We start from the raw sequence: 24,285 nt of genomic DNA, 5'->3' as shown, positions 1-24,285 counted from the left end.
GCTACATTAACATTGTTGGATTAAAATCAATTGAGATTTGTAGCTCTTTTTGCATTTCTGCTTGATAATGTTCATTTACCATTTTGAGCACGTTCTTTAAGTTTGGTTCCCGTTTGTATTTTATCATGCATTGATAACGATATCTATCTTTTATCCTTGGAATCGCTGAAGCAACTGGTCCTAGCACCATTGTTTGCTGTGAGCAATGCGTTCGTAAATACGAGGCAATTTTTTCCGTCACTTGTACCGCTTTTAATAATTCAGGATGAGATACAGTTACGAGTACAACATAGTAATATGGGGGATATTGTCTTGTTCGTCTCATTTGCATTTCTTGGTCAAAAAACACATCATATTGTTGGTTCTTCGCTAACTCTATACTGTAATGTTCTGGCGTATACGTTTGAATCACAACTTCCCCTGGCAATTCATGTCTACCCGCTCGTCCACTTACTTGCGTCAATAGCTGATATGTCTTTTCACTCGCCCAAAAATCAGGTAAGTGAAGCATCGTATCTGCAGTTAACACCCCAACGAGCGTTACTTTCGGAAAATCTAATCCTTTAGCAATCATTTGTGTTCCGAGTAATATATCTGCTTTTTCTTCCCCGAACGCCTTTAATAATTTTTCATGCATTCCTTTTCGACTTGTCGTATCTACATCCATTCGAATGACTCGTGCCTCTGGAAATAGTTTTGTAATTTCTTCTTCTACCTTTTGTGTACCTGTACCAAAGAAACGAATGTATGTACTTTGACAAGCTGGACACTCAGTTGGCATATTCTCTTCGTAACTACAATAATGACATTTTAAACGATGATTCATTTTATGATATGTCAATGAAATATCACAATGCGGACATTGAACAACATACCCACAATCACGGCACATAACAAATGTAGAATGACCTCTTCTATTTAAAAAGAGTACCATTTGTTCTTTCTTTTCTAATCGATCTGCTATTTTTTCATGCAGCGCCTTAGAAAACATTGATCGATTCCCGTCACGAAGTTCTTCTCGCATGTCAACAATCTCTACCGTTGGTAAAGCTTGTTCATTCATACGTTTTTCCATTGTTAATAGTTCATAAACACCTTTTTTCGCCCTTGCAAACGATTCAAGTGTTGGTGTCGCACTACCAAGAACGATAGGACATTTATGATATTGTCCTCTCCAGACAGCTACATCTCTTGCATGATACCTCGGATTATCTTCTTGTTTGTAACTTGATTCATGCTCTTCATCAATAATAATAATCCCTAAATTCTCAAAAGGCGCAAAAACAGCTGAACGCGCACCAACTACAACTTTCACTTCTTTTCTTAAAATCTTACGCCACTCGTCATACTTTTCTCCAACAGACAACGCACTATGAAGAACTGCAACTTGTGAGCCAAACCTACCTTTAAAACGATCCACCATTTGGGGCGTTAGTGCAATTTCAGGAACAAGAACGATAGCTTCTTTTCCTTTCTTGAGCACTGCTGCTATAGATTGTAAATATACTTCTGTCTTTCCACTTCCTGTAACACCATATAGTAAAAATGGATTATAAGTTTCATTTGTAATTGATGATAAAATCGGTGTAATAACTTGTTTTTGTTCCTCCGTAAGTGGAAATGGTTTTGTTTGTTCAAAATCATCATCGTCATACGGATTTCGGTATACTTCCACATACTTTTCTGAAATGAATCCCTTTTTAACAAGTGCTTTTATTGGAGCATCTGTTATTTGTAACTCTTCTGTAATTACTTTCAACGGTGCACTTTTATAATTTTCCACAAAATAATAAAGTACATCTTGTTGTTTTTTACTTTTCAGTTCAAATGCCGCTAATTCCAATTTATCTTCTGGCAACTCCGGCTGAACCACTCTTTGCTTCTTCTTTTGTACTTTATCTTTCACTTGATAAACGACTTCAACCGTACCATTTTTAATTTCTTGTTGAATAGTTCGGTATAAATGTGGCTGTTGCTCGATTACTTCAAAATCAATTGCTTCTTTATCCTGAAATAAATATAGTATTTCAGGTGCTATTTCTTCCTGTTTACAAAGTTGTAGACGTTTTTTATACGTTGCTTTTATCGCAGTTGGAAGCATCACTTGAAAAGCTGAAATCATGTAGCATAACGTTTCACTTGTAAGCCAATATCCAAGCTTTAATAATTCATCATTTAAAACCGGTGTTACATCTAATATTTCATGGATTGTCTTTAACTTCTTACTTTCTACATCCACCGAATCTTTAATCCCAATAATAAAACCTTGCAATTTTCTTGGGCCAAACGGAACTACTACACGCATTCCTGTCTGTACAATATCTTCCCATTTTTTAGGGATAATGTAATCAAATGGTCGATCTGTCTGACGGGCAGGTACATCAACAATTACACTTGCAAATTTCATAAACGATCATCTTCTAACATCATTTCAATTTGCTTCAATATTTCACGAGCTACCTCTTTTTTCATTAAAATTGGCAACTCAATAACTTTTCCATCTTTTCTATACATTGTTACAATATTCGTATCCGTGCCAAATCCAGCTCCTTGCGCTTTTACATCATTCGCGACAATCATATCTGCATTTTTCTCACGTAGTTTTTTCGTTGCATATTCCTCTACATTTGTCGTTTCAGCAGCAAAACCGATAAGTAACTGTTTATCCTTTTTCTGACCTAACGTTTTTAAAATATCCACCGTTCTTTCAAGTTCAATGACAGCATCACCATTTTGCTTTTTCATTTTATTCTCATGAACATATTTCGGACGATAATCTGCAACTGCTGCTGTTTTAATGACAACGTCTACGTTTTGATAATGTTGAAGAACCGCTTCTAACATATCTTGTGCAGATTCCACTTGCACTGTCGTTACATGTAACGGTGTATTTAATGCTGTCGGTCCTGAAACGAGTATAACATCAGCGCCTAAATTCGCTGCCACTTCCGCAATCGCATACCCCATTTTTCCAGAAGAAAAATTTGTCATAAAACGAACTGGATCAACCTTTTCACGTGTTGGGCCAGCAGTTATTAATATTCTTTTTCCCTGCAATGGTTTGTGTTCTGAGAAAGCTTCCTCTAACCGTGCAATAATTGCTTCAGGTTCTTCTAGTCGTCCCTTCGCCACATATCCACATGCTAAAAAGCCTTCCCCAGGCTCAATAAATGTATATCCTAGCGTTTTCAATGTCATCATATTTTTTTGAACTATTTTATTTTCATACATATGCACATTCATAGCAGGCGCAATCCATACCGGAGCTGTAGTAGCTAACAAAGTAGTTGTAATCATATCATCTGCAATACCACCAGCTAACTTTCCAATACAATTGGCAGTAGCAGGTGCGACAAGTACAACATCCGCCCAATCTGCTAAATCAATATGAGCAATAACAGCTGAGTCTTTCTCATCAAATGTATCCGTATATACATCATGGCGAGAAAGCGCTTGGAATGTAAGAGGCGTAACAAACTTCATTGCCGACTCACTCATCATTACTTTTACAATCGCGCCAGATTGTGTCAATTTACTCGTTAACGCAGCTGCTTTAAAAACCGCAATGCCTCCTGTTACACATAGAAGTATCTTTTTCCCTTTTAGCATATGACTCGTCCTCTTTCTTTTTCAAACTTATAATACTGAAATAGAATCCTCAGCTCGTCAGTACCAATATTTCATTCCTTTCGTAAAAAAATAACAACCTACTTGTAAATAGGTTGTTACCGTTACATAGAAAATTATAAAGTCTATGTTTTATTTTGTCGAAGGCAAAGGCTTATTCAGCTACTTTATCTTCACTTGGTACGTAGCTTAATGCTTCTGCATCGATTTCTTCTAATGCTTTACCTACACATTTATGAGAAACAGGTTTTTCTACAACACAGTTATTAGCAAGTTGCATTTCACGCGCGCGTTTTGCAGCTACTGTTACTAATGTGTACTTAGAATCGATTTTTTGTAGTAATGAGTCAATTGATGGATTTAACATAATTATAGACCCTCCGTCATTTCTTTATAATATTTTGCTACCCTTTCGCGGCGGCAATGTTCGCCAACCACAATTGCTTTAATTCTATCACAAGCTAATTCAACTTGATCGTTTTCTACTACATAGTCGTAAGCGTCCATCATCTCGATTTCTTCTTTCGCTACAGTTAAACGATTTTCAATAACATCTTCAGTCTCTGTACCACGTCCGACAATACGGCTCTTTAGTTCAGATAAACTTGGAGGTGCTAAGAAAATAAATACACCTTCTGGGAAAGCTTTCTTAACTTGAATTGCTCCTTGCACTTCAATTTCTAAGAATACATCTTTTCCTTCTTGTAATGTTTTTTCAACATAGTCAATCGGTGTTCCGTAATAATTACCTACGAACTCAGCCCACTCAAGTAATTTTTCATTACGAATCATTTCCTCGAATTCTTCTCTTTCTTTAAAGAAATAATCCACACCATCTACTTCACCTTCACGCGGCTTACGTGTCGTTACTGAAATAGAGTACTGAAAACGTGTATCCTCATGGCTAAACAGCTCTTTACGAACCGTCCCTTTTCCAACCCCAGAAGGCCCTGAAAGAACGATGAGCAATCCTCTTCTACTTCTCATAAATATGTAAAACCTACCCTTCCTCACTTAAATCTTCTTTATTATTCAAACGATGTGCAATCGTCTCTGGTTGAATTGGACTTAATACAACATGCCCATCATCCATAACAATAACCGCCCTTGTTTTTCTCCCATACGTAGCATCAAGCAAAGCATTATGTTCGCGTGCTTCCTGTACTGTTCGTTTAATAGGAGCTGACTCCGGACTTACAATAGCAATAATTCGATGAGCAGATACAATATTTCCGTATCCAATATTTAAAAACCGCATGGCCATAGTTTGCGCCTCCTAGTAAGTCTATCCGATTTCTCCACCACGTATAACTTTATATATTTTTTGAAAGCTACTCAATATTTTGTACTTGTTCACGAATTTTTTCAAGGTTATTTTTCATTTCTACAACATATTTTGAAATTGTTAAGTCATTTGCCTTAGAACCAATCGTATTAATTTCTCTATGCATCTCTTGCACGATGAAATCCATTTTCCTTCCAACAGGCTCTTCAATCTGCAATGTTTCACGAAATTGCTCTAAATGACTTTGCAAACGAACTAACTCTTCATGAATATCACAACGCTCTGCAAAGATTGCGACTTCTGTTAGCAATCTTTGTTCATCTAGATCTTGATTATGTAATTCTTTTAAGCGATTTTCTAATCGTTCACGATATTTTTGTGTAACAATTGGTGCATGTGGAATAATTGCATTTACACAATTGCTAATCTCTTGTAAACGATACGCTATATCTTTATGTAATCGTTCTCCTTCGCCATCTCTCATCGTTTTCAACATATGAGCAGCTTGACGAACAGCCTCATATAAACTGTTCTCAAAATGCTCATTTACATTTTCTATTTCTTCAATTGCTGTTACTTCTGGCATTGCCATTAATTGCTGAAGTGTAATAGAATCTTGTAATTGAAATTTCCCTTTTATATCTTCCATCATCGATTGGTACTGCTCAAGAAGTGACCAATTCACACTTAATTTTCTTTCAACAAGTCCTTCACCCGCTATACTAATAGACACTTCAATGCGTCCACGTCGAACTTGCTGTGCAATTATTTTACGAATTTTGTCCTCAAATACCATCATTTGCTTAGGAAGTCGAATACTCATCTCTAAAAAACGGTGGTTCACCGATTTCATTTCTACTGTAATTTGAAAAGTATCACTTTCTACTTTCGATCTTCCAAACCCTGTCATACTAGAAATCATTTTTATCACATCCAAGCCATAAAATAACTCAATGAAAAAGGTAATAGAGACAAGGCTCTACTACCTTCTGTAAATTATATCACATTTTCATAACATTGACTATTTCAAGTTTAATCCCTTCTTATATAATATCGGCTTTTTCTTCTTAGCCTTTTTCCCTGTTAATAAAGAACCTACTAGTAAGAAAGTCGGAATTGATGACAAACCTCCAATTAATAACCAATCTCTTGCTTGTATCGGCATTGTGCTAAAGATTGGTTGTAACGGTGGATAATATATAACCACTAGCATGAGTAGTAACGAAATAATAACCGCCCCTACTAAATACACGTTCCCAAATGGATTACGGTGAAAGACAGAATGCTCACTACGACAATCAAATACATGAATAAGCTGAGCAAGTACCAACGTCGCGAACGCTACAGTTTGTGCATATTTCAGTTCATTTGGATGTTGGTTATACGCAATAATAAACGCCACTAACGTCACTGCTCCAATTAAAAACCCTCGACTTATTATTTTCCACGCAAGCCCTCTAGCGAATACCCCTTCTTTCGGGTGACGCGGTGTTCTCTTCATCACATCTCCTTCAGCCTTATCCAAACCTAATGCCATCGCTGGTAAACCATCAGTAACTAAGTTCACCCATAAAATTTGAATAGGAACCATCGGCAGTGGTAATGCAAGTAACATCGCAAATAACATAACTAAAATTTCTCCAACATTTGACGCCAATAAGTAGCGAATGAACTTACGTATGTTCTCATATATATTTCTTCCTTCTTTAATTGCTGATTTAATTGTAGCAAAATTATCGTCTAGTAAAACAAGTGAAGAGGCTTCTTTCGCAACATCTGTCCCTGTAATTCCCATCGCTATCCCAATATCCGCTGTTTTTATCGCTGGAGCATCGTTCACTCCATCACCTGTCATCGCTACTATATGTCCTTGATTTTGCAGTGCCTTAACAATTTTCAATTTATGCTCAGGTGATACACGAGCGAATACATACGTATCTTCTACAACATTTTCTAATTCCTCCACATCCATATTCGCGAGTTCTACTCCTTCAACAACGCGTCCATCTGGTGGTAAAACTCCTAATTGTTCAGCAATCGCCATTGCTGTCACTTTATGATCACCTGTAATCATTACTGTTCGAATACCAGCTTCTTTACACTCTTTTACCGCCTGCGCCACTTCTGGCCTTGGCGGGTCAATCATACCTTGTATTCCAACCAACATAAAATCTTTTTCAACGTCTCTTTCATGTTCAATAGAATCCGTGACTTTTAAAGGTTTAAACGCAACTGCAATTGTTCGAAGCGCTTGACTACCTAAGCTATGAATAGCCGCCTGTACTTCTTTTCTATATAGCTCACTTAACGGCTGCTGCTTATCCCCCCATAAGATTGTTTGACTCAGTTGCAAAAGAACATCCGGTGCTCCTTTCGTAACAATAAACTTTTTCCCCTCTCGATCTCGTACAATAACACTCATCATTTTTCGAGTTGAATCAAAGGGGAATTCACGAATAATTTCAAATTTCCCTTTTAATGCCTCACGTGTTATCCCAGCTTTCATTGCTGCAGCTACAAGCGCTCCCTCTGTCGGATCTCCATCTAATACGTACGCCTTTTTCTTTTGAATAATATTTGCATTGTTACATAGTGAACCAAATGTAAGTAGCTGATAAAGTGATTTTGTCTTAGCTGGATTCACTTCTTTTTCACCTTTCATAAAAGAGCCATTAGGTTCATATCCTTGCCCTGTCACTTTCCACAATTCTCCGCCTGACCACATATGTGTTACCATCATTTTGTTTTGCGTCATTGTTCCCGTTTTATCAGAGCATATAACAGAAGCGCAGCCTAACGTTTCTACGGCCGGTAACTTCCTTACAATTGCTCTCTTTTTTATCATACGCTGTACACCAAGTGATAAAGCTACTGTAACAATTGCTGGCAATCCTTCTGGAATAGCCGCAACAGCTAGCGATACGCCAGCTAAAAACATATGATATACTTCATTCCCTTGATACACACCAGCCAATACAACGAGCGCTGTCAAAATAAGAGCTACAATAATTAATATTTTTCCGAGCTGTTCTAACCTTCTTTGCAGTGGCGTTTCCATTTGCTCTGCATTTTGCAACATATTTGCAATTTGCCCCATCGCTGTATTCATACCAGTTGCTACAACAACTCCTGTACCAGATCCTCGCGTAATCATTGTCCCCATAAAAGCCATATTTTTTTGATCCCCAATTGCAACATCTTGCCCTTGCAATGCTTCTACCTTCTTTTGTACAGGTACGGACTCCCCTGTCAAAGCAGACTCTTCAATATATAAACTTGATGCCTCAACAAGACGCACATCAGCCCCAATACGATCACCACTGGAAAACTTAATAATATCTCCTAAAACAAGTGCTTTAGATGGTGCTTTTACCCACTTTCCATTCCGCATTACAGTAACTTGTGGAGCGGCTAGTTCCTTTAAAGCTTCCAATGATTTTTCAGCTTTTCTTTCTTGAAAAAAGCCGAGAATACCATTGATAATAACAATGGCAACAATAGCAATAGAATCAATGTATTCACCTAAAAACGCAGAAACAATTGTTGCTCCAAACAAAACGAGTACCATGAAATCTTTAAACTGTGCTAAAAATACCATTAGTGCAGAAGGCCTTTTTGCTTCTTCTAATTCATTAGTACCAAATTTCTTTACTCGCCCTTCTGCTTCTTTCTCTGTAAGTCCAACCTTTACATTCGTATTCGTTCTTTCTTCCACTTCATGTGCTCGCATTCCATACCAGTTCATCCTGCTATCGACCTCCTGATTCCAGACATACTCTATTGAAAGCTTATTCAGCCTCGTCCAAAAAAATGCTATAATTAACATTTAGTTAGAAAGGAGTGTTCATTTATGGCATTCGATGGATTATTTACAAGAGCGATTACACATGAAATTGAAAATTCTCTTTACACAGGAAGAATTTCCAAAATATATCAACCTTCAAAATACGAGATTTTATTACATATTCGAGCGAATGGAAAGAACCAAAAACTAATTCTTTCATCTCATCCTACATATGCGCGTATGCACTTAACGAATCAAAACTACGATTCGCCAGCAATACCGCCGATGTTCTGTATGCTTCTTCGCAAACATTTAGAAGGTGGATTTATTGAAAAAATTGAACAAATCAACTTAGAACGCATTATTCAAATTACAGTTCGCAGTCGTAATGAAATCGGAGACGAATCATTAAAAACATTAGTAATTGAAATAATGGGACGACATAGTAACATTATCTTATTAGATACGAAAACAAACGTGATTTTAGATAGCTTAAAACACGTTTCATTAGCAGTAAACCGTCACCGAACTGTATATGCTGGTGCTGAGTACGTCGCGCCACCAGCCCAACATAAAATCAATCCTCTGCAAATTGAAACCGCAGATGATTTTATTAGACCGCTAGACTTTCTATCTGGAAATATGGATAAACAACTCGTCGGTGCTTTCATGGGAATATCCCCATTATTTGCAAAAGAAGTAGTAAAGAAAGCCGGTATGGCAAACGAGAAAGCATTATCAGAAGCATTTTTCTCTATACAAACACCATTACTATCTCATGCATATACACCTACAATGATTACTGCAAATGGAAAAGAATTCTTTTATCTTTTCCCTCTTACACACTTGCAAGGAGAAGAAAAAACATTCTCATCAGTGAGCGAATTGTTAGATCGTTTCTTCTTTGGCAAAGCAGAACGTGATCGTGTAAAACAACAAGCTCATGATTTAGAACGCTTTATGCAAAACGAAAAAAATAAAAACGAGAAAAAACTCATTAAACTCGAAAAAACACTGCAAGATGCTGGAAAAGCAGATAAATATCAACTATTTGGAGAGCTACTTACAGCCAATATGTACGCTTTAAAAAAGGGCGATAAAGATATTGAGGTCGTTAATTATTACGATGAGAATGGTGGAACTGTAAAAATTACATTAGATCCTTTAAAAACACCATCTGAAAATGCACAACGCTATTTCCAAAAGTATCAAAAAGCAAAAAATTCAGTTGTTGTTGTAGAAGAACAAATCGAAAAAACAAATGAAGAAATTCTTTATTTTGATAGCTTACTTCAACAAATGGAAGCTGCTTCTTCAAAAGATATTGAAGAAATTCGTGAGGAATTAGCTGAAGAAGGTTATGTGCGCAATCGCAAAACGAAAAACGCAAAGAAAAAGCCTACTAAACCAGTATTAGATAAATATGTAGCAAGTGATGGCACAGAGATTTTCGTTGGTAAAAACAATAAACAAAATGATTATTTAACAACGAAGTTTGCCCGCCGTGATGAAATTTGGTTACATACGAAAGACATACCTGGCTCTCACGTTGTCATTCGTTCTTTAGAGCCTGCTGAAGAAACTTTACTAGAAGCTGCCAAAATTGCTGCCTATTACAGTAAAGCGAAAGAGTCTAGCTCTGTACCTGTTGATTTCACCAAAATACGCCATGTCAAAAAACCGAGTGGTGCAAAACTTGGTTTTGTTACGTACGACAATCAGCAAACCGTATATGTAACACCAGATGCTGATATTGTAATGAAATTAAAAGCGTAAATAAAAAATGCGTTGCTTGTATGCAGCGCATTTTTTATATGTTTTCAATTTCGTTGCTATATTCATTCAATATTGTCAAAAAAATTGACAGTATCATTTCACATTTGTATAAAATTTTTTACAGCATGTAAATAAAGTACAAGTGTAACTCCAATCATTATTTTTCCCCATCCCCCTGCTATTCATTGAAGCAATCTAGATTTTATGAACAAACCGCCTCCCACAAATTACGGGCTATTTTTTTATCTCCCCTAAAATATATGTTGTCCCTACTATCCTTTCTTCAAATATACATTTTGGCACGCTATTTGCTTTATTCAATACTGTGAATAGGAGGAATTAACATGACTTTAAAAATTAATAAAATCCAAAATCAATTACAAAACTATGAAATTGACGGGTTACTTATTACCAAAAAAGAAAACCGCCAATATGCAACAGGCTTTACAGGTAGTGCTGGCGTCGTCTTAATCTCTGCCGATCAAGCTGTTTTTATCACTGATTTCCGCTATGTAGATCAAGCGAAATCACAAATAAAAGATGCTGAAATTATTATGCATAAAGGAAATTTAGAAAAAGAAATTGCACATCAAGTATCGAAATTAAACATTCAAAAACTTGGAATTGAAGAAAACAACATGACATTGCAACAATATAAAAACTTGCAAAAATACGTACAGGCGGAAATGATTCAAGTGTGCGAAATTATCGAAAATATTCGTATCATTAAAGACACGCCTGAAATAGAAACAATGAAAATTGCAGCTAATATCGCGGACGAAGCATTTCACCACATTCTTACGTTTCTAAAACCAGGAATAAGTGAAAATGCTGTACGAGATGAATTAGAATTTTTCATGCGAAAAAAAGGGGCTACATCTTCTTCATTCCAAATCATTGTAGCCTCAGGCGTTCGTTCTTCACTTCCCCATGGAGTTGCATCAAATAAAATAATCGAACGAGGGGATATCGTTACATTAGACTTCGGTGCACTTTACGACGGATATTGTTCCGATATAACACGTACTGTAGCAATAGGGGAACCATCGGAAGAATTCAAAAAAATATACAATGTTGTACGAGAAGCGTTAAAACGTGGGACTGAAGCGATTAAGCCTGGAGAAACTGCGAAAAGTATCGATGATATAACGAGGGATTACATTACAGAACATGGATACGGTCAATACTTTGGCCACTCTACTGGGCACGGTCTTGGGTTAGAAATACATGAACCGCTTCGCCTATCCCAAGAAAGTAAGGTAACTTTACAAGAAGGTATGGTTGTTACAGTTGAGCCGGGCATTTACATACCGAACTGGGGCGGTTGTAGAATTGAAGACGATATCGTCATTACAAAAGAAGGCTATGAAGTTATTACAAAATCAAATCGGGAACTAATTGTTATTCCTTGTTGAAATCATAGAAAAAAATGCCACCGAATAAGGTGGCATTTTCTTTTATTCATTAACGAATAACTTTTCGTTTACTTTTTTAACGATTACCACTACCGACATTAATATACATATTAAATACAGCATTTTCGCAATAAATAACCACCCTTGAAACATTACAATTCCATCTATTATCTCATTTCCTTTCAATAGAAAAAACGGAATTGTGCTAATAATAATGACAAACTCGATACTGAAAACAAATTTCTTTTTTCGGCTATATGCTTTCCATTCATTCCAACGATACATAGATGCAAAAATCAATACTCCTATACATAATATAGCTGGTACCCAGTCACTGTTAAGGAATTGTCCTGAAATAACTGATAATAGTAAACAAACGAGCACACCATAATATCCTATTTTCTCTCTCATTCGTACTCCCCCATTCTACTTCTCCTTTAATACGTAACTTGCTATGCTTATAATAATTCTTAGAAAAATAACAGCTATAATTACAATATAAAGACCTTTTGCAGACGACATCCATTCTTGAAAAATAGACGTTTTCTCTATTTGTTTCTGCCCTTCTATTAAAATAAACCCTACGAAAAATGAGCAAACAACAATGACACCTATCATAATTCCGATACTTTTCTTACTATATTGTTTCATATCATCCCAGTTATATAACAGTATAAAAACAAAGCCGAAAACAGGTATGATACTGATCCATTCATTGTTTGTAAACAAATTTAAAGTGATTAATAGACTACAAGATATGGTAAATCCCCAAAACCCAATTTTTTTGCGCATAAGTTCTCCTTAAATTCCATTTTTAGGATTATTTGTATTGTAACATCCATTTATCTTTCTTACCATTACAGTACATGAAATTTCATTTTTTCTTTTTCCTATACTCACATACTTTCACTGCTTTCATACAATACACTACACGAATGCCTAAAGGATGTGAATGTTATGGGAGTTGAATTAACGCTATTACACGCTCTCTACATTATTTGTTTACTCACTATTATTACCTTTTTTATTCTCCGAAAAGATACGACTATCATTTGTATCGTTTTTATCTTTTTATTAGCATTAACTGCAACAAGTTCTATCCCTCTTGCCATTAGCGGAATTTTTCAAAGTTTCATTTACGCCATTACTGAGCTATTACCAACTATATTAATCATCTCCATTATCGTATCAATGAGCAATTTACTCGTTCATACTGGCATAAATGATACGATGATTTCACCATTTACAAAAATGATTCGTACACCTACACTCGCCTACTGGATTATCGGCCTTTTAATGATGACCATTTCTTTCTTCTTTTGGCCTTCTCCAGCTGTCGCCTTAATGGGAGCTATTTTATTACCGGTTGCTGTACGTGTCGGCCTTCCTCCAATTGGGGTTGCAATTGCTATGAACTTATTTGGACACGGCATCGCCTTATCTGGAGACTTCGTTATTCAAGGTGCACCGAAATTAACTGCAGACGCGGCTGGTCTCCCTGTTTCCAGCATCGTATCTGCAAGTGTTCCACTCGTTATCGTTATGGGCATTGTGACAACTTCTGTCGCTTTTTTCTTCTTACGAAAAGAGTTTCATACAGGCTTATCTATACAAGAAGCTATTCCATCAACTGAGTCTTCTAAAACGCTCACTTCATTATCTTCTCGCATAAAAAAATGGCTCGCTATTTGTATCCCTATCATATATATCATTGATATCCTTTGCATGATTCAATTTAAATTACAAGGAAGCGACGCAACTGCACTTATCGGCGGAACGACTGTTATTATGATTATCATCATTTCCCTCATCGCCTACAAAGGAAATGGACTGAATAAAACGACCGATTATTTCATAGAAGGGCTCCAATTTGGCTTTAAAATTTTCGGACCAGTTATTCCTATCGCTGCACTCTTTTATTTAGGAGATAGTGGATTTGTAAAAATTATCGGGGACTATTTACCGAAAGGTTCACACGGAATCATTAACGACTTAGGCATCGCTTTATCTCAAACTGTTCCTTTAAATCAATATGTATCGGCAGGGACATTAACCATCGTTGGTGTCATTACCGGCTTAGATGGATCAGGTTTTTCAGGTATATCACTTGCTGGTTCCATTGCCAATCTTTTTGGAACAGCACTTGGCCATGGAACAGCTACATTAACAGCACTCGGGCAAATTGCAGCTATATGGACCGGGGGCGGGACGTTAATTCCTTGGGCACTTATTCCTGCTGCTGCGATTTGTAAAGTCGATCCATTTGAACTTGCACGCCGAAACTTTTTACCGGTTGTTATCGGTTTAATTGTCACCACGATCGTTGCGATGTTTATCCTATAACGTAAGCAAGTGTTCTCTTGCTTACGTTTTTTGCTTGTAAAATTCATCATGAATTATCAGTTTTCAAGAGGGATTCGTTATTACTTAGCGAAATTATATTAGGAGAGTAATTATTTCAAAACGTTTACGAGAAACAGATTACTGCAATTAGAAAAGGGGACATACCTATGAATGAATTGATTTTCGTCTTATTAATTTGTCCATTACTTATCTTTATCGTTTCTGTTATTGGAACGCGCAAGACGAAAACGTATTACGTAATGCCGATTGTAACGTTTGCTAGTTTTTTAATAATAGGTGTTATCGCCTTTACTCCAAAATTTTTCTTTTGGGTTGGCATGTACAGCATCTTCTCATTTATTGTTTCTTATATGACTTTATTGTTTTTAAGAGGATATGAGCTTGCAGAAAGCGCTAAGTAGTTAAGGAGATTGTAATATGATTTTCTTTGATATTGATGGAACTTTACTTGAAGTTTTAACAATGATATAAAAAACGACCGCGTTCCCCCGCGGTCGTCTTTTTTCGTGTTACGCTGTGATCCAAGCTTCGTTAGCTGGATTTTTACGCCACTCTTGTAATTTCTTCGTTTCAGCTTGTCCAATCATACCTTTTTCTGCTGCAACTTCAGTTAATGTACTGTAATCACTTAAAGAATATGATGCTACGTTAGCTGCTTCTAGTTTTTCTTTTCCTGCTTCAAGCTCGTATGTGAAGATTGATACGATCCCTAATACTTCACATCCAGCTTCGCGAAGTGCTTCTACACATGTAATTGCACTACCGCCAGTTGAAATTAAGTCTTCTACTACTACGACTTTTTGACCTTTTTCAGCTTTTCCTTCGATTTGGTTCCCTTTACCGTGACCTTTTGCTTTACTACGTACGTAGCACATTGGTAAATCCATACGATCGCTTACCCATGCAGCGTGCGCAATACCAGCAGTTGCAGTTCCTGCAATAATTTCTACAGTTGGGAAGTGCTCTTTAATTAACTCTTCTAATCCAGCTGCAATCGCTTGACGTACTTTTGGATAAGATAAAGTTAAACGGTTATCACAATAAATTGGCGATTTCATACCTGAAGACCAAGTGAATGGATCATTCGGTTGTAAAAATACTGCTCCAATTTCTAATAAATGCGATGCGATTTCTTTTTTCATACTGTTACACCTTCCCACTGTTGTTTTACTGTTTTATACGCTTCAAGCGGATTTTCTGCTTTTGTAATACTACGTCCAACTACAATGTAGCTTGAGCCAAGTTCCCTCGCACGTTTCGGTGTCGCTACGCGCACTTGGTCATTTACATCATCGCTTGCAAGACGAATCCCCGGTGTTACCGTTACAAATTCATTTCCGCATACTTCACGTAATTTTGGAACTTCAAGTGTTGAACAAACAACGCCATCAAGTCCACTTTCTTTCGTTAGTTTTGCATAATGAGCAACCGCTTCTTCTAACGTTTTCTCAATGCCGATCTCTTTTTTCATCATAGCTTCCGAAGTGCTTGTTAGTTGTGTAACTGCAATACAAATCGGTCTCTCTTTTCCTTCTTGCTTACCTTCCTCTAATCCCTCAATCGCAGCTTTCATCATACTGCTTCCCCCAGCAGCATGAACATTTACCATATCAACATCTAGACTAGCTAGGCTACGCATAGCGCTTTTTACCGTATTTGGAATATCATGAAGTTTTAAATCTAGAAAGATCTTATGCCCTTTTTCTTTTAAGTACGTAATAATCGCAGGGCCTTCTTTGTAAAATAACTCCATACCAACTTTGACAAATAACTCTTCCCCTTCAAAGTGGCGCAAGAATTGTTCTACATCTTGTTTCCCTGGAAAATCTAATGCAACGATTAACGACTGTGACATGTTTGCTTCCAGCTCCTTCCTTGACATTCCGAAATGTGATCAAATCCTAATTCATCTAGTAATGCTGGTAACTCTTCAATAATTGTCGGACATACGAACGGATCAATAAAGTTCGCTGTACCTACTGCAACTGCGCTTGCGCCAGCATAGAAGAATTCAATTACATCTTCCGCTGTCTCAATACCACCCATTCCGATAATCGGAATGTTTACCGCTTGGCTTACTTCATGTACCATACGAATTGCTACTGGCTTAATCGCAGGACCTGATAATCCACCTGTACGGTTTGCTAAAATTGGTTTAGCTGTTTTTAAATCTAGACGCATACCAAGCAATGTATTAATCATCGTTAAACCATCTGCACCTGCATTTTCAATCGCTTTTGCAATTTCCACAATGTTTGCCACGTTCGGTGACAACTTCACGTATACAGGTACTTCAGAAACCTCTTTTACTCGCTTCGTTAAATCAGCAGCAATTTCAGGATTTGTACCAAAGGCGATACCACCTGTTTTTACGTTCGGACAAGAAATATTTAATTCGAGTGCATGGACATTAGGCGCTTTAGAAATTTCCTTCGCAACCGCTACGTAATCCTCAGCTTGTGAGCCTGCAACGTTCGCAATAATTGGAAGGTCAAATTGTTCTAACCATGGTAATTCCGAATTCATTACTTTGTCTAATCCCGGGTTTTGAAGTCCGATTGCATTTAGCATGCCGCCTGGTGTTTCAGCAACACGAGGCGTCGGATTTCCATAACGTGGTTGTTCTGTCGTCGCTTTAATCATGATTGATCCTAGTACACTTAAATCGTAAAACTGTGCATATTCACGACCAAACCCAAAGCATCCAGATGCCGGTATAATTGGATTTTTTAATGATAATCCTGGTAATTCAACTTGCAATCTGTTCATAGTACAACCTCCCCGATTGGAAATACTGGTCCGTCGCTACACACCTTCTTGTAAGAATGTCCACTTGGATCTTCTTGTAAGTGGCATACACATGCGAAACAAGCTCCAATACCACAGCCCATACGTTCTTCTAATGAAATATAGGCTTTTTTCTCTTTGTAACGTCCTTCTAATGCACGAAGCATCGCTAACGGACCACATGAATAAAGAATATCAAAGTCAATTCCGTAATTATCAATTACATCTGTGACAAATCCTTTTGTACCGTGTGTACCGTCTACTGTTGCAACGTACGTATCACCAAGTTCTGCAAATTTTTCTTCATAGAAAACTACATCTTTCGTTTGAAAGCCTAAGATGTGAATAACACGTACACCTTTTGCAACGAGGCGCTGTGATAATTCATAAAGTGGTGGTACACCAATTCCCCCGCCTACTAGTAAAGCTGTTTGACCAGCTTCTGCTTCTTCTACAGGAAAACCGTGTCCTAATGGTCCTAGTACATCTACCATTTCACCTTGTTTTCTAGTTGCTAATGTTTTTGTCCCTTGTCCTTCGGCACGATATAGCATTGTAAATTCGTTCTTCTCTTGATCTACATTACAAATACTAATTGGGCGGCGCAGAAGGGGCGCAATGCCCTCTGCTACCTTAATGTGTACAAACTGCCCTGGTTCGTTCATTTGCTGTACTAACGTTCCTTGAAGCACTAATTCGTAAATATTTTTTGCGATTTCTTTTTGATTAACGACGATCATATTTTGCTTTTGCATCATGCATGTACCACCTCGTGACGCTTTGTTTGCGTAATTTCTTTCATTGAATGAGCTGAGAATGTCATAGATTCTAATACTCGTAAGATTGCTCTCGTTGTATCAAGTGATGTTAAGCAAGCCACACCATTTTCTACTGATTCACGGCGAATGCGGAAACCATCACGCGCTGGTTGTTTACCTTTTGTTAATGTGTTAATTACAAACTGTGCTTTTCCTTGACGGATAATATCTAGTAAGTTGTAGTCTTCAGAATCAATTTTGTTTACAACTTGTACTGGGATATTTTGCTCTTCTAATGATTGTGCTGTTCCAGCTGTTGCTAATAAGTTATAGCCGATTTCGTGGAAACGTTTTGCAATTTCCATCGCTTCTTCTTTATCTTTATCAGCTACAGTAATGATTACTGAGCCGTGCGTTGGGATGTTAATTCCAGAAGCAACTAATCCTTTATATAATGCTTTTTCAAGCGTTAAGTCTTTACCCATTACTTCCCCTGTTGATTTCATTTCAGGTCCTAATGTTGTATCAACTGAGCGTAGTTTCGCGAATGAGAATACCGGAGCTTTTACATATACTTCTTTCTCTTCTGGGTGATAGCCAGTTCCGTATCCTTGCTCTACTAGGTCTTGCCCTAAAATAACTTTCGTTGCAACATTCGCCATCGGTACGCCTGTAATTTTACTTAAGAACGGTACTGTACGGCTTGCACGTGGATTTACTTCAATTACGTACACTTGATCTTTGAATACTACAAACTGGATATTTAGTAATCCAACAATGTTTAATCCTTTTCCAAGTGCAATTGTATGTTCAATGATTTGTTCTTTTAGTTTTTCAGATAAACTTTGTGGTGGATATACTCCAATTGAGTCACCAGAGTGAACTCCAGCGCGTTCAATATGTTCCATAATACCTGGAATGAATACATTCTCACCATCCGAAATTGCATCTACTTCAATTTCTTTACCAACCATGTAACGGTCGATTAATACTGGGTGATCTGCATGAACTTTAACTGCATTTTTCATGTAGTGCAGCAGTTCTTCTTGACGATATACGATTTCCATTGCACGTCCACCTAGTACGTAAGATGGTCTTACTAATACTGGGTAACCAATTTCTTCTGCGATTGCTACCGCTTGTTCTACAGTCGTTGCTGTTTTACCAACTGGTTGCGGGATGCCAAGTTTTGTTAAAGCAGCTTCGAATTTATCACGATCTTCTGCACGGTCTAAGTCTTCAAGTGATGTTCCTAAAATTTTCACACCGTGTTCTTCTAGTTTCGCTGCTAAGTTAATTGCCGTTTGTCCACCGAACTGAACGATAACACCTTCTGGTTTTTCTAAATCGATAATGTGCATTACATCTTCAATCGTTAATGGTTCAAAGTATAATTTGTCAGAAATACTGAAGTCTGTTGAAACTGTTTCTGGGTTGTTGTTAATGATAATTGCTTCATATCCAGCTTCTTTAATTGCCCATACTGAGTGAACTGTTGCGTAATCAAACTCAACACCTTGACCAATTCGGATCGGACCAGATCCTAGAACTACTACACTCTTACGATCTGTTACAATCGATTCATTTTCGTCCGCATATGTGCTGTAGTAATATGGCGTTGCAGATTCAAACTCTGCCGCACAAGTATCTACCATTTTGAATACTGGCATCATATTATTTTCTTTACGCATATCGTAAATTTCACGCTCCGTTTTGTTCCAAGCTGCTGCAATGTAGTGATCGCTGAAGCCCATTTCTTTTGCAGTTTGTAGTACTTCTATATTTCCTACATTCGCTTTTACTTCACATTCCATATTTACGATGTTTTCAACTTTTTGTAAGAAGAAGAAGTCCATTTCACACCATTCATTGATTTCTTCTTTCGTTACACCTTGGCGAATTGCTTCTGCTACAATAAACAGTCGTTCATCATCCGCTTTAATGATACGTTTTTTCATCGTTTCTTTATCAAGTTCTTTTAAGTGGTCTAATTCTAAGTGATAAATGCCAAGCTCTAAAGAACGAACTGCTTTTAGTAATGATTCTTCTAAGTTACGTCCGATTGACATAACTTCACCAGTTGCTTTCATTTGTGTTCCAAGCGTTCTGTTCGCTGATTCAAACTTATCAAACGGCCAACGTGGAATTTTTGAAACAACATAGTCTAACGCTGGCTCGAAGCAAGCGTAAGTTTTTTGTGTTACTGGGTTTACAATTTCATCTAACGTTAAGCCGACTGCAATTTTTGCTGCTAATTTCGCAATTGGATATCCAGTTGCTTTAGATGCTAGTGCAGATGAACGACTTACACGTGGATTTACTTCGATTACATAGTATTGGAAGCTATATGGATCAAGCGCAAGCTGAACGTTACATCCACCTTCAATTCCTAGTGCACGAATAATTCGTAATGAAGTGTTACGTAACATTTGATATTCACGGTCGCTTAGCGTTTGGCTCGGTGCTACTACAATCGAATCACCTGTGTGAACACCAACTGGATCGATGTTTTCCATGTTACATACTACAATCGCGTTATCATTTGAATCACGCATTACTTCATATTCAATTTCCTTACAGCCAGCAATACTTTTCTCTAATAAACATTGTGTTACTGGACTATGTTTTAAACCACTTGTTACGATTTCAATTAGCTCTTCTTCGTTATGGCAAATTCCCCCGCCCGTTCCTCCTAATGTGAACGCTGGTCGAACGATTACTGGATAACCAATTTCATTTACAAATCCATATGCTTCATCAAGGTTATGAATAATTTCACTTGGTGGTGTTGGTTCATTTAAATCTTGCATTAATGTACGGAATAAATCACGATCTTCCGCTTGCTCGATTGCTGATAATTTTGTTCCTAAAATTTCAACTCCGCACTCGTCAAGTACGCCTGATTTTGCAAGTTCAACAGCCATGTTTAAACCTGTTTGACCACCTAATGTTGGTAGGATTGCATCAGGACGTTCTTTACGAATAATACGGCTTACGAATTCTAATGTTAATGGCTCGATGTATACTTTATCTGCTGTTGCAGTATCCGTCATAATTGTTGCTGGGTTAGAGTTAACAAGGATTACTTTGTAACCTTCCTCTTTAAGAGATTGACAAGCTTGTGTACCAGAGTAGTCAAACTCCGCTGCTTGCCCAATTACAATTGGTCCTGATCCGATTACTAAAATTGTGTTAATGTCTAGGCGTTTTGGCATAACTCTTCCCCTTCTTTCTTGAAGTTTTCAATCATTGTTAAGAAATCTTCGAATAAATCATTTGCATCTTCTGGTCCCGCTGAAGCTTCTGGATGGTATTGTACTGTAAATGCTGGGAACTTCTTATGACGAAGACCTTCTACCGTTCCATCGTTTAAAGCAACATGTGTAATTTCAAGATCTGTATTTTCAACTGATTCTTCTTCTACTGCGTATCCGTGATTTTGAGATGTAATTGCTACTTTTCCAGTTGCAAGATTTTTTACTGGATGGTTTAAACCACGGTGACCAAATTTCAACTTACTTGTATTTGCACCTGATGCTAGAGCGAACAATTGATGTCCTAGGCAAATTCCGAATAAAGGAACTTTACCGATAATGTCTTTTAACATTTCAATTGCTTCTGATACATCTTTCGGATCTCCAGGTCCATTACTTAACATAATTCCATCTGGGCTAAGGCGTAAAATTTCTTCTGCTGTTGTGTTGTAAGGAACTACAATTACATCACAGTCACGCTTATTTAATTCTCGTAAAATACCATGTTTCATACCGAAGTCTACTAGTACAACTCGGTGACCACGACCTGGGCTTGGGTATGGATCTTTCGTTGATACGCGTTTTACATGATCTGTAAATACTGTCGCTTTTAATTGACTTACAATGTACTCTACATCTGCATCCATATTACAAAGGCGTCCGCGTAATGTACCGTATTGACGAATTTTTCTCGTTAATTTTCTCGTATCAATCCCTGCTAATCCTGGGATATTTCTTTCTTTCAAGTAATCATTTAACGAAATTTCATTACGGAAGTTTGATGGATGATCACAAATTTCGTTTACGATTAAACCATTTACAGATGGGTGAATGGATTCAAAATCGTCACGGTTAATGCCGTAGTTTCCGATTAATGGGTACGTGAATGTTACGATTTGACCGCAATATGATGGATCAGATAATGTTTCTTGATATCCAGTCATTCCTGTTGTAAATACAACCTCACCTGACTTTTCGATTTCGCCTCCGAAACCTGTTCCAATTAATACTGTTCCATCTTCTAAGATAAGTTGTCTTTTCATACTAATGCACTCTCCTTTTGCCATGCGATCTTACCACCAACGATTGTCATTACCGGCCATCCTTGGCATTTCCAACCTGCGAATGGTGTATTTTTTCCTTTTGATAAGAATGTTGTTGGGTCAATCTCTTCTTCTTGTTCTAAATCAATGATTGTAATATCAGCTGCTCTACCTTCTTTTAGGCGACCTGCTTCTAAGCCGAATGTATCAGCTGGCTTTTCTGTTAAGAATTGAATTAACTGTTCTAGCGTAATAACTCCCTTTTTCGCAAGGTTTGTGTATAGAAGCGGGAATGCTGTTTCAAAACCAGTAATTCCAAACGGTGCTCTTTCAATTCCTTGTGCTTTCTCTTCCGCTGTATGCGGTGCATGGTCAGTTGCAATCATATCGATCGTTCCATCTAATAAACCTTCAATTAATGCTGCATGGTCTTCTTTTCCACGAAGCGGTGGGTTCATTTTAAAGTTAGGATCAGCTGATGGGATATCATCTTCACATAACACTAGGTGATGCGGTGTTACTTCTGCTGTTACTTTAATTCCAGCGCGTTTCGCATCACGGATTACACGTACCGAACCTTTCGTACTTACATGACATACGTGATAGTGGCAATCTGCTGCTTCAGCAAGCAGTATATCCCTTGCAATATGTACAGATTCACATACTGATGGGATACCGTTTAATGCGTGTTTCTCAGAAAACTTCCCTTCATGTACACAACCTTTATTAATAAGCGTATTCTCTTCACAGTGCGCAACTACTGCCATATCTAATTTTGCTGCACGTTTCATAGCCGCTAACATCATGCTCGCATCTTGTACGCCTACGCCGTCATCTGTGAAAGCAAATGCTCCAAGTTCTTTTAATGTTTCGAAATCTGTCATTTCAGAACCAGCTTGACGTACTGTAATTGCTCCGTATGGTAGTACGTTAACATGAGCTTTTTCTTCAATACGTTTTTGCAAGTCTTCCATATGTTCTCTGCAATCTGGTACCGGGCGTGTATTTGGCATTGCGCAAATTGTAGTGAATCCACCTTTTGCCGCTGCTAGTGTACCTGTTTCAATTGTTTCTTTATGTTCACCACCTGGTTCACGAAGATGTACGTGTACATCTACTAATCCAGGTGCGATTAACTTTCCGTTCACATCGATTACTTCAGCATTATCTGCCGTAATATTTTCTGCTACCTTAGCGATTTTACCGTCTTGTACGAGAAGATCCGTTGCTACGATTTTTCCTTCTTCATTCATATAACGACCATTTTTAAACAAATAATTCATGTTTCATTCCTCCTAATACATTTGGTAAGGCGCGTTTTAGTACAGCCATTCTTACGTAAACTCCATTTTCCATTTGTTTAAATATGCGTGAACGCTCACACTCAACAAGTTCACTTGCAATTTCAACATCACGGTTTACAGGAGCTGGATGCATAATAATGCTTCCTTCTTTCATACGCTTTTCTCTTTCTACTGTTAATCCGTGTTTCTCATGATATTCTTTCATAATGTCTGTTTCATAATGATCATGACGCTCATGTTGTACACGGAGTAACATCATTACATCAACTTCTGGAACAAGTTCATCTAATGGTTTGTATGTTCCAAATGTGTTGTCTTCATCTTTCCACTCTTCTGGACTTGCAAAGTAAATTGTTGCACCAAGCTTCGTTAATGCTTCTGCATTAGAACGTGCTACTCGGCTATGACGAACATCTCCTACTATTGCAATCTTCAAACCTTCAAATCTTCCAAACTCTTGTTTAATTGTAAGAAGATCGAGTAGGCACTGCGTTGGGTGGTTTCCGCATCCATCTCCAGCGTTTAAGATTGGAATATTCACCTGATCTTTTAGTTCATCGAAGTAGCGATCTTGCTCGTGGCGGATGACCACTGCTTTTGTTCCGATTGATTCTAGTGTTCTTATCGTATCGTATAAAGTTTCTCCTTTTTGTACGCTAGATGCATCAGCTGAAAAGTTTAAAACATCAAGTCCTAATCTCTTCTCAGCAACTTCAAAGCTAAATCTCGTTCTCGTACTATTCTCAAAGAACAAGTTCGCAACAAAAGTTTGCTCTGTCGTTTTGCTCTCTTTTCCATTCGCAAAATCTTCTGCATCTTTTAGGATTTCTGAAATTTCTACTTCCGATAATTCACTCATCGTTAACAAATGGCTCATCGTCATCCCTC

21 protein-coding genes are annotated in these 24,285 nt (G+C 37.5%); 4 read left to right on the top strand and 17 right to left on the bottom strand.

All coding sequences use genetic code 11. The features are described from left to right. Nucleotide 1: 1 nt before the first annotated feature. The 7 genes from priA to ACS2CR_RS03760 all read right to left on the bottom strand — a co-directional run bounded on the left by priA (nt 2) and on the right by ACS2CR_RS03760 (nt 8,657). Nucleotides 2-2,407: a primosomal protein N' gene (gene priA, locus ACS2CR_RS03790; protein ID WP_153602392.1), complete on the bottom strand. Its 2,406-nt coding sequence runs from the start codon at nt 2,405-2,407 to the stop codon at nt 2-4. Beyond that, nucleotides 2,404-3,609, bottom strand: coding sequence for a bifunctional phosphopantothenoylcysteine decarboxylase/phosphopantothenate--cysteine ligase CoaBC (coaBC, locus tag ACS2CR_RS03785; protein ID WP_000911753.1), 1,206 nt, complete (start codon nt 3,607-3,609; stop codon nt 2,404-2,406). The genes priA and coaBC overlap by 4 nt, the downstream gene beginning before the upstream one ends. A gap of 172 nt (nt 3,610-3,781) precedes the next feature. Then, entirely contained in the window at nt 3,782-3,994 is a 213-nt protein-coding gene (gene rpoZ, locus ACS2CR_RS03780; RefSeq protein ID WP_000933960.1) for a DNA-directed RNA polymerase subunit omega, read from the bottom strand. Between the two features lie 2 nt (nt 3,995-3,996). Further along, entirely contained in the window at nt 3,997-4,614 is a 618-nt protein-coding gene (gene gmk, locus ACS2CR_RS03775; RefSeq protein ID WP_001257741.1) for a guanylate kinase, read from the bottom strand. A 13-nt stretch (nt 4,615-4,627) separates the two neighbouring features. Then, on the bottom strand, nt 4,628-4,891 hold the full coding sequence (gene remA, locus ACS2CR_RS03770; RefSeq protein ID WP_001251456.1) for an extracellular matrix/biofilm regulator RemA: 264 nt from the start codon (nt 4,889-4,891) through the stop codon (nt 4,628-4,630). A 67-nt stretch (nt 4,892-4,958) separates the two neighbouring features. After that, complete coding sequence (locus ACS2CR_RS03765; RefSeq protein ID WP_000625869.1) at nt 4,959-5,834, bottom strand: YicC/YloC family endoribonuclease; 876 nt, start codon at nt 5,832-5,834, stop codon at nt 4,959-4,961. Between the two features lie 99 nt (nt 5,835-5,933). Continuing rightward, the gene (locus ACS2CR_RS03760; RefSeq protein WP_001104775.1) at nt 5,934-8,657 is read right to left on the bottom strand and encodes a calcium-translocating P-type ATPase, SERCA-type; all 2,724 of its coding nucleotides are present in this window, start codon (nt 8,655-8,657) and stop codon (nt 5,934-5,936) included. Nucleotides 8,658-8,762: 105 nt separating this feature from the next. Here ACS2CR_RS03760 and ACS2CR_RS03755 point away from each other — a divergent pair, with 105 nt between their 5' ends. Together ACS2CR_RS03755 and ACS2CR_RS03750 are read left to right on the top strand one after the other, a co-directional pair. After that, nucleotides 8,763-10,472, top strand: a complete 1,710-nt coding sequence (locus ACS2CR_RS03755; RefSeq protein WP_053512435.1) for an Rqc2 family fibronectin-binding protein — start codon at nt 8,763-8,765, stop codon at nt 10,470-10,472. Between the two features lie 344 nt (nt 10,473-10,816). Beyond that, on the top strand, nt 10,817-11,887 hold the full coding sequence (locus ACS2CR_RS03750; RefSeq protein WP_000172803.1) for a M24 family metallopeptidase: 1,071 nt from the start codon (nt 10,817-10,819) through the stop codon (nt 11,885-11,887). Nucleotides 11,888-11,929: 42 nt separating this feature from the next. Here ACS2CR_RS03750 and ACS2CR_RS03745 read toward each other — a convergent pair whose 3' ends face one another. Together ACS2CR_RS03745 and ACS2CR_RS03740 are read right to left on the bottom strand one after the other, a co-directional pair. Continuing rightward, nucleotides 11,930-12,298, bottom strand: coding sequence for a YoqO family protein (locus ACS2CR_RS03745; RefSeq protein WP_001208270.1), 369 nt, complete (start codon nt 12,296-12,298; stop codon nt 11,930-11,932). 15 nt (nt 12,299-12,313) lie between these two features. Beyond that, complete coding sequence (locus tag ACS2CR_RS03740; RefSeq protein ID WP_001227565.1) at nt 12,314-12,679, bottom strand: YoqO family protein; 366 nt, start codon at nt 12,677-12,679, stop codon at nt 12,314-12,316. Nucleotides 12,680-12,844: 165 nt separating this feature from the next. Here ACS2CR_RS03740 and ACS2CR_RS03735 point away from each other — a divergent pair, with 165 nt between their 5' ends. Next, the gene (locus tag ACS2CR_RS03735; RefSeq protein ID WP_000537865.1) at nt 12,845-14,230 is read left to right on the top strand and encodes a hypothetical protein; all 1,386 of its coding nucleotides are present in this window, start codon (nt 12,845-12,847) and stop codon (nt 14,228-14,230) included. Nucleotides 14,231-14,397: 167 nt separating this feature from the next. Next, on the top strand, nt 14,398-14,652 hold the full coding sequence (locus ACS2CR_RS03730) for a YbeF family protein (RefSeq protein ID WP_001003932.1): 255 nt from the start codon (nt 14,398-14,400) through the stop codon (nt 14,650-14,652). A 108-nt stretch (nt 14,653-14,760) separates the two neighbouring features. On the opposite strand, the gene pyrE is transcribed toward ACS2CR_RS03730, so the two are convergent. Genes pyrE through pyrB form a run of 8 tightly spaced genes read right to left on the bottom strand, consistent with a single transcriptional unit; the run spans nt 14,761 to nt 24,274 of the window. Further along, nucleotides 14,761-15,393, bottom strand: a complete 633-nt coding sequence (pyrE, locus tag ACS2CR_RS03725; RefSeq protein WP_000711441.1) for an orotate phosphoribosyltransferase — start codon at nt 15,391-15,393, stop codon at nt 14,761-14,763. Then, nucleotides 15,390-16,106 carry an orotidine-5'-phosphate decarboxylase gene (pyrF, locus tag ACS2CR_RS03720; protein WP_000083496.1) on the bottom strand — a complete coding sequence of 239 codons (717 nt, stop codon included), beginning with the start codon at nt 16,104-16,106 and terminating at the stop codon, nt 15,390-15,392. Before pyrF ends, pyrE begins: the two co-directional genes overlap by 4 nt. Continuing rightward, entirely contained in the window at nt 16,091-17,020 is a 930-nt protein-coding gene (gene pyrD, locus ACS2CR_RS03715) for a dihydroorotate oxidase B catalytic subunit (RefSeq protein ID WP_001081049.1), read from the bottom strand. The genes pyrF and pyrD overlap by 16 nt, the downstream gene beginning before the upstream one ends. Beyond that, entirely contained in the window at nt 17,017-17,796 is a 780-nt protein-coding gene (gene pyrK / locus ACS2CR_RS03710) for a dihydroorotate oxidase B electron transfer subunit (protein ID WP_000983359.1), read from the bottom strand. Before pyrK ends, pyrD begins: the two co-directional genes overlap by 4 nt. Further along, on the bottom strand, nt 17,793-21,011 hold the full coding sequence (carB, locus tag ACS2CR_RS03705; RefSeq protein WP_001126096.1) for a carbamoyl-phosphate synthase large subunit: 3,219 nt from the start codon (nt 21,009-21,011) through the stop codon (nt 17,793-17,795). Before carB ends, pyrK begins: the two co-directional genes overlap by 4 nt. After that, entirely contained in the window at nt 20,996-22,093 is a 1,098-nt protein-coding gene (locus ACS2CR_RS03700; protein WP_000828684.1) for a carbamoyl phosphate synthase small subunit, read from the bottom strand. The genes carB and ACS2CR_RS03700 overlap by 16 nt, the downstream gene beginning before the upstream one ends. Next, nucleotides 22,090-23,376, bottom strand: a complete 1,287-nt coding sequence (pyrC, locus tag ACS2CR_RS03695) for a dihydroorotase (RefSeq protein ID WP_053512457.1) — start codon at nt 23,374-23,376, stop codon at nt 22,090-22,092. Before pyrC ends, ACS2CR_RS03700 begins: the two co-directional genes overlap by 4 nt. Further along, nucleotides 23,360-24,274 (bottom strand): aspartate carbamoyltransferase, encoded by a 915-nt coding sequence (gene pyrB, locus ACS2CR_RS03690; RefSeq protein WP_000018849.1) that lies wholly within the window; start codon nt 24,272-24,274, stop codon nt 23,360-23,362. Before pyrB ends, pyrC begins: the two co-directional genes overlap by 17 nt. Between the last annotated feature and the right edge of the window lie 11 nt (nt 24,275-24,285).

The sequence above is a fragment of the Bacillus cereus group sp. BceL291 genome (genome assembly GCF_051776705.1).
In the GTDB taxonomy this organism is placed as follows: domain Bacteria; phylum Bacillota; class Bacilli; order Bacillales; family Bacillaceae_G; genus Bacillus_A; species Bacillus_A cereus.
This window is presented reverse-complemented; position numbering and strand designations above follow the sequence as displayed.

Coding starts and splice junctions, on each gene's coding strand:
- ACS2CR_RS03755 (WP_053512435.1), top strand. CDS start 8,763: ATGGCATTCGATGGATTATTTACAAGAGCGATTACACATGAAATTGAA.
- pyrD (WP_001081049.1), bottom strand. CDS start 17,020: ATGAACAGATTGCAAGTTGAATTACCAGGATTATCATTAAAAAATCCA.
- remA (WP_001251456.1), bottom strand. CDS start 4,891: ATGGCCATGCGGTTTTTAAATATTGGATACGGAAATATTGTATCTGCT.
- coaBC (WP_000911753.1), bottom strand. CDS start 3,609: ATGCTAAAAGGGAAAAAGATACTTCTATGTGTAACAGGAGGCATTGCG.
- ACS2CR_RS03730 (WP_001003932.1), top strand. CDS start 14,398: ATGAATGAATTGATTTTCGTCTTATTAATTTGTCCATTACTTATCTTT.
- pyrB (WP_000018849.1), bottom strand. CDS start 24,274: ATGAGCCATTTGTTAACGATGAGTGAATTATCGGAAGTAGAAATTTCA.
- ACS2CR_RS03740 (WP_001227565.1), bottom strand. CDS start 12,679: ATGCGCAAAAAAATTGGGTTTTGGGGATTTACCATATCTTGTAGTCTA.
- pyrK (WP_000983359.1), bottom strand. CDS start 17,796: ATGATGCAAAAGCAAAATATGATCGTCGTTAATCAAAAAGAAATCGCA.
- pyrE (WP_000711441.1), bottom strand. CDS start 15,393: ATGAAAAAAGAAATCGCATCGCATTTATTAGAAATTGGAGCAGTATTT.
- ACS2CR_RS03765 (WP_000625869.1), bottom strand. CDS start 5,834: ATGATTTCTAGTATGACAGGGTTTGGAAGATCGAAAGTAGAAAGTGAT.
- ACS2CR_RS03760 (WP_001104775.1), bottom strand. CDS start 8,657: ATGAACTGGTATGGAATGCGAGCACATGAAGTGGAAGAAAGAACGAAT.
- carB (WP_001126096.1), bottom strand. CDS start 21,011: ATGCCAAAACGCCTAGACATTAACACAATTTTAGTAATCGGATCAGGA.
- gmk (WP_001257741.1), bottom strand. CDS start 4,614: ATGAGAAGTAGAAGAGGATTGCTCATCGTTCTTTCAGGGCCTTCTGGG.
- pyrF (WP_000083496.1), bottom strand. CDS start 16,106: ATGTCACAGTCGTTAATCGTTGCATTAGATTTTCCAGGGAAACAAGAT.
- pyrC (WP_053512457.1), bottom strand. CDS start 23,376: ATGAATTATTTGTTTAAAAATGGTCGTTATATGAATGAAGAAGGAAAA.
- ACS2CR_RS03750 (WP_000172803.1), top strand. CDS start 10,817: ATGACTTTAAAAATTAATAAAATCCAAAATCAATTACAAAACTATGAA.
- priA (WP_153602392.1), bottom strand. CDS start 2,407: ATGAAATTTGCAAGTGTAATTGTTGATGTACCTGCCCGTCAGACAGAT.
- ACS2CR_RS03745 (WP_001208270.1), bottom strand. CDS start 12,298: ATGAGAGAGAAAATAGGATATTATGGTGTGCTCGTTTGTTTACTATTA.
- ACS2CR_RS03700 (WP_000828684.1), bottom strand. CDS start 22,093: ATGAAAAGACAACTTATCTTAGAAGATGGAACAGTATTAATTGGAACA.
- ACS2CR_RS03735 (WP_000537865.1), top strand. CDS start 12,845: ATGGGAGTTGAATTAACGCTATTACACGCTCTCTACATTATTTGTTTA.
- rpoZ (WP_000933960.1), bottom strand. CDS start 3,994: ATGTTAAATCCATCAATTGACTCATTACTACAAAAAATCGATTCTAAG.